Annotated in this window: 5 protein-coding genes; 2 read left to right on the top strand and 3 right to left on the bottom strand. The window is 59.0% G+C overall.

The window, feature by feature from the left end; translation table 11 throughout:
- Nucleotides 1-342 (top strand): hypothetical protein (locus G5C50_RS31915; RefSeq protein ID WP_206107945.1); only part of this gene is annotated, 342 nt, incomplete at its 5' end.
- Between the two features lie 74 nt (nucleotides 343-416).
- Here the strand turns inward: G5C50_RS31915 and G5C50_RS31910 are convergent.
- From G5C50_RS31910 to G5C50_RS31900, 3 genes are all read right to left on the bottom strand, one after another.
- A complete protein-coding gene (locus tag G5C50_RS31910; protein WP_165076102.1) occupies nucleotides 417-1,631 on the bottom strand; it encodes a helix-turn-helix domain-containing protein in 1,215 nt (404 codons plus the stop codon).
- On the bottom strand, nucleotides 1,628-2,278 hold the full coding sequence (locus G5C50_RS31905; protein ID WP_165076100.1) for a hypothetical protein: 651 nt from the start codon (nucleotides 2,276-2,278) through the stop codon (nucleotides 1,628-1,630). The genes G5C50_RS31910 and G5C50_RS31905 overlap by 4 nt, the downstream gene beginning before the upstream one ends.
- Before the next feature lie 706 nt (nucleotides 2,279-2,984).
- Nucleotides 2,985-3,173, bottom strand: coding sequence for a hypothetical protein (locus tag G5C50_RS31900; protein WP_165076098.1), 189 nt, complete (start codon nucleotides 3,171-3,173; stop codon nucleotides 2,985-2,987).
- A 343-nt stretch (nucleotides 3,174-3,516) separates the two neighbouring features.
- Between G5C50_RS31900 and G5C50_RS31895 the strand changes: the two genes are divergently transcribed.
- A complete protein-coding gene (locus G5C50_RS31895) occupies nucleotides 3,517-3,801 on the top strand; it encodes a hypothetical protein (protein WP_165076095.1) in 285 nt (94 codons plus the stop codon).
- Nucleotides 3,802-4,113: the final 312 nt, after the last annotated feature.

Here is a 4,113-nt window from a genome sequence, read left to right as displayed (position 1 = left end):
ACAGGATTCCCGTCCCTCATGGGTATGGGAGGGCTGGGGGCGATCGGCGGCATCGGAGCGACCGTCATGGGCGCCCGCAACCTGATCGATGCGGGCCTGGGGAAGCCCTTCGGCCTGGGTGAGCCGACGACGAAGGCCCAGGGCTTCGCCGGCCTCGCTCTGGGCGGTTCCCGCGAAGCCTACTCGACGATCCTCCGATCGAAGTACGGCGGCGACAAGGACACGCTCGCCGTCAACACGAAGAAGGCGGCCGACCAGCTCGTGGAGCTTCGGAAGGACTTCAAGCAGGGCTTCAAGATCCGCGAGGGCATGCCGACGAGCCCCAAACTCATCGAGATCTGAACCCGACGACCACCACGGCCGGGCTTCACCTCGATGGGGCGGCCCGGCTGTTTACGTGGGTGAGCAGAGCGAAGTCATTCAGCTCGTGGGAATCGAATGATTTTTGGACTGATGTCGCGATCGGCACCAGCCAGAGGAGTCTCAACAAATTGGCCTATAGGTGCTCGTGGCTGCCCCGCCGCTCCCCCCAGATAACCCGAAGGAAGGCCGGCCAATTCCTCGACATCGGAAGGATCGAGCCCTACGAAGAAGGGTAGTTCCATGGGGTCTACGAAGGACTTATCTACGAGCATTTCTATCGAGCGTCGCAGGAATCTCGGAGATTCCAGTGGAATCAGGTCGTCGTTTGGCTCTTTCAGACGCCAACCTCGGGCATTGAGGTTGATAAACATCCTTGTTTTTTGCTCTCGTGAAATAATGCCTAGCGTCTCACATCGCATTATCATAAATTGAATTGAAACCTTCCATTTTGGCTTAAGAGCGAGGAGAGCGTCGAGGGTTACGCCGTGCCGGAGGTCTCCGGCGAAAATCGACTCCGGAAGTAAAAAGGCACCCGTGAAGAGATTCGCCTGCTGCTCGATCAGCTTGAAAATCGGCTTATGTCCAAGATCGTGTTGCTTCACGCTTCTATGGAGAATCATATGGCCTAGTTCGTGGCCAGCGTCATACCGTGACCGAGGTCCGGAACCTTTATCGGCACCGAAAACGAAGTAAGGCGCGTTATCTTCCAGAGACCACTGGGAGAAGGCATCCAGCTTGTCGGCCTCGAGATTGTGGCGAGATATCACGGCTCCATTGTTCTCTATAAGCCAAACAATATTGCTGATCGGATTATCTCCGAGTTGCCAGAACCTACGCGTCTCTCTCGCGGCCTCCTCGACCATCTGAGAGGTGAGGTGAGTTGGGTCGCTGGGGAGATCCAACTTCGGGAAATTTACCTCTGGGAACGCTACGAGACCACGGAGATATTGGACGATCCGCCTTAACCATGCATACCGGCGTTCGGCTCGGAGACGGTCGGCCTTAGTGGCCGACTCCATAGAGCGATAGAAGACCGCCTCGGATGATTCTGAAGCCGGGGGGGCTAGAAAGTAGTGAGGCGGGACCCTCAACAATTCGGAGATCCGGCGCATTATCTGGGGCGAGGGGGTTTGTAGACCGCTTTCGTACCCCGAGACGGCCTGGCGTGTGATACCCAAGAGGTCGGCCAGAGCCGTTTGCGAGACAGATCGAGCCTCGCGGGCCTCTTTCAGGCGACCGCCATAGAATCCGGGGGTTCCTGGTCTCATGATCCTTTCCTGACTGGTATATCCGAACGCATCTTGGGCTCGAGAAGATCGGGGATCTCCTCCATGGCGTACGACTGGCTGATAGGGACGCCCGCCGGAAATCGTTCAAGGAGATTGATCATCTCGGGTTGGTAGCTCTTGAACCCTGGGCTTGGGAATCGGATCAAGGCGAATCCAAGATCGATTCCACCACGAGCGCCATAGCCGTGAAGGAGGACTGCATTGAACTTCATTTCGGTGGTAATGTCGTCGGGCGGTTCGAGATTCTCGAGGAGAGGATAGTTCTGCATCGAGTCGTTCCGCCGGAACGCGGCTGGTCGGACGACCTTACTTTTTGACCGAGCGAAGGACTCCGTCAAGATGATGTTGGGCCCCTCAATGACGATGTGCGCATTTCCCGACCGGTTGAACTCCGTGCGGACCTGGACACCTTCGTGAGAGCAGGCGACCTCCTCTAGTCGGGTTTGAATTCCTCCGCGACGAACGTGCGGAAGCAAGTCCTTGCCGTGCGGGCCTTTGGCAATCTGCTCGGAGAGAGGTTGAGCCTCCCGATACATTTGCCGAACAACCTCCAGAGCCGCAGCTTGGAGTGAGATTGAGAATGATTTGTCGAAAACCGAAATAGGATCACAAGCGACGGCCGCCATCAGATCAGCTCCTGAAGGAATGCACGAGTCACCCTGACTCCAGGAAAGTATAGCCGACAATTCGCCTCTGATTGTCAATTTTTGAAGAGATCGCATACGATTATGCGCGCATGCTCGCTCTCTCGTGGCTGCTGCGAGGCTAGGCTTCCCCTCGCCTTCTTGGCTTCTGATCAAGTGTACACAGGATCTCGCCCGGGTCAAGATTCCCTTCCGCCCTCTGAGAGACGGTGCAAGGAATAAGTGTCGAGTCCTGAATGCACTGACTATCGCGAGGTCTCAGCCTTGGAAATCCGGGGCCGGAGACTCCGGGATTCCGGAGGGGGGTATTTCGGCTCCTCCAGGGCGAGAGCAGTGACTATACCCACTCTCACAGTCTGACCGCACGTCTTCATTGAACACAGGCCGTTCGACGCGATCGGCTACCACACGCAACAAGAGAGCGATGGTCCGTGCCGTCAACGCGCCGATCGTCCGAACCAAGGCGTGAGTGAAGACGTCCCCGATCGCGTTCGGATCGGCGCATTGCTGCAGGTGAAGACGCTCAAGACCGCGAGCCCACCGCCGAACAGGGCCAGGACATCCCAGAACCTCGCAGTGAAGACGATGTGGTCTCGCAGCGTGCGAGTCCGCTTCCACCAGGACGATGAACTTATCGACGGCCCCTTCGCCTCATGCCTCCAGGTCAGAACGGCCTAGCCGGCTCAACTCACGACTCCAATCGCTCGTCGGCGCTGAGTCGTTCAAGCACGATCATTCGAGCGTACGAGGCTTTGTTCAAACCCCGCTTTTCTGCCTGCCGTTCCAACCGCTCGTAATCTTCCGGCTTGAGATCGAGACGAACAGGTTTCAAGCGAGCCGGCGCGGCGTTCATCTTCGGCGCCTTCTTCTTTGCCACGGCAATCCTCCGGTGTGGGTGTACGTTACGCCCAGCATACCGGCTGTCTGCCGAACATCGAAGACTATAGCAACAGGTGCAACACCCCGCAAGCAAATCGTCACACAATGGCACACATTGTTGACAATCTGTGACGCCATGCTTAGGGTGATCATCGTTCGAAGCAAAGCGGGCCCGGCCGGATGGTCAAGATCCGGCCGGGCCCAGAAAGATCCCCCCGGGTTCTACACCAGGAGTATCCACAGAGATGGTACGCCCTTGCCTTACAACTGACAACGGAATCGCCTTCGTTCCCCTGCCCCTTCGCCTGTTCGTGGAGGCCTTCGTCGAAGCCGAGCGGACCATGAGGGCGACGACGGAGATCCAGTTGGACGTCAACACGACGACGGCCCAGTACACGGACGTCGGCCGGGCCTTGCTGGTGGCATGCCGGATCGCTTCGGGCCGGCCGGCCTGGCAGCGGTTCGAGGAGAGGCACGTCGTCGAGGTCGACGGCTGGCGTGTGACGCTGACTCCGGACGCCCGGGGCGGCTTCTACACCGAAGACCTGGCCGTCGCGCCGATCGGCGACAAGTCTGAGGCGAAGCGGCCTCGGGCTCGTCGGAAAGCCTCCGGGAAGGAAGCGTGACCATGTACCTCGACGCGCCCAGTGTGAACTGATCGACGTCTCGGTCGGTTCCACCAGTTCTTTGACAATCCGCGATCCGAGAGGTCGGCAGGGCCGGCGGGGCGATGGTCTCGCCGGCCCTGCCGTCACCGCCTTCGGCCCGGCGATTTCGCTGGACGTCGTCAAACCTGTAAAACTCCGCTCAAGTCCGAGGATCGAACCCGCCGACGGAAGGGGTTGGACGTGCTGGGTTTCCGACATCGCCCCCGTCGTCCCGGGGGTGCGTTCCCAAGCTGGACGTCAGGGGTTCGAATCCCCTCGCCCGCTTCGACC

The organism is Paludisphaera rhizosphaerae, from assembly GCF_011065895.1.
Lineage (GTDB): Bacteria > Planctomycetota > Planctomycetia > Isosphaerales > Isosphaeraceae > Paludisphaera > Paludisphaera rhizosphaerae.
This window is presented reverse-complemented; position numbering and strand designations above follow the sequence as displayed.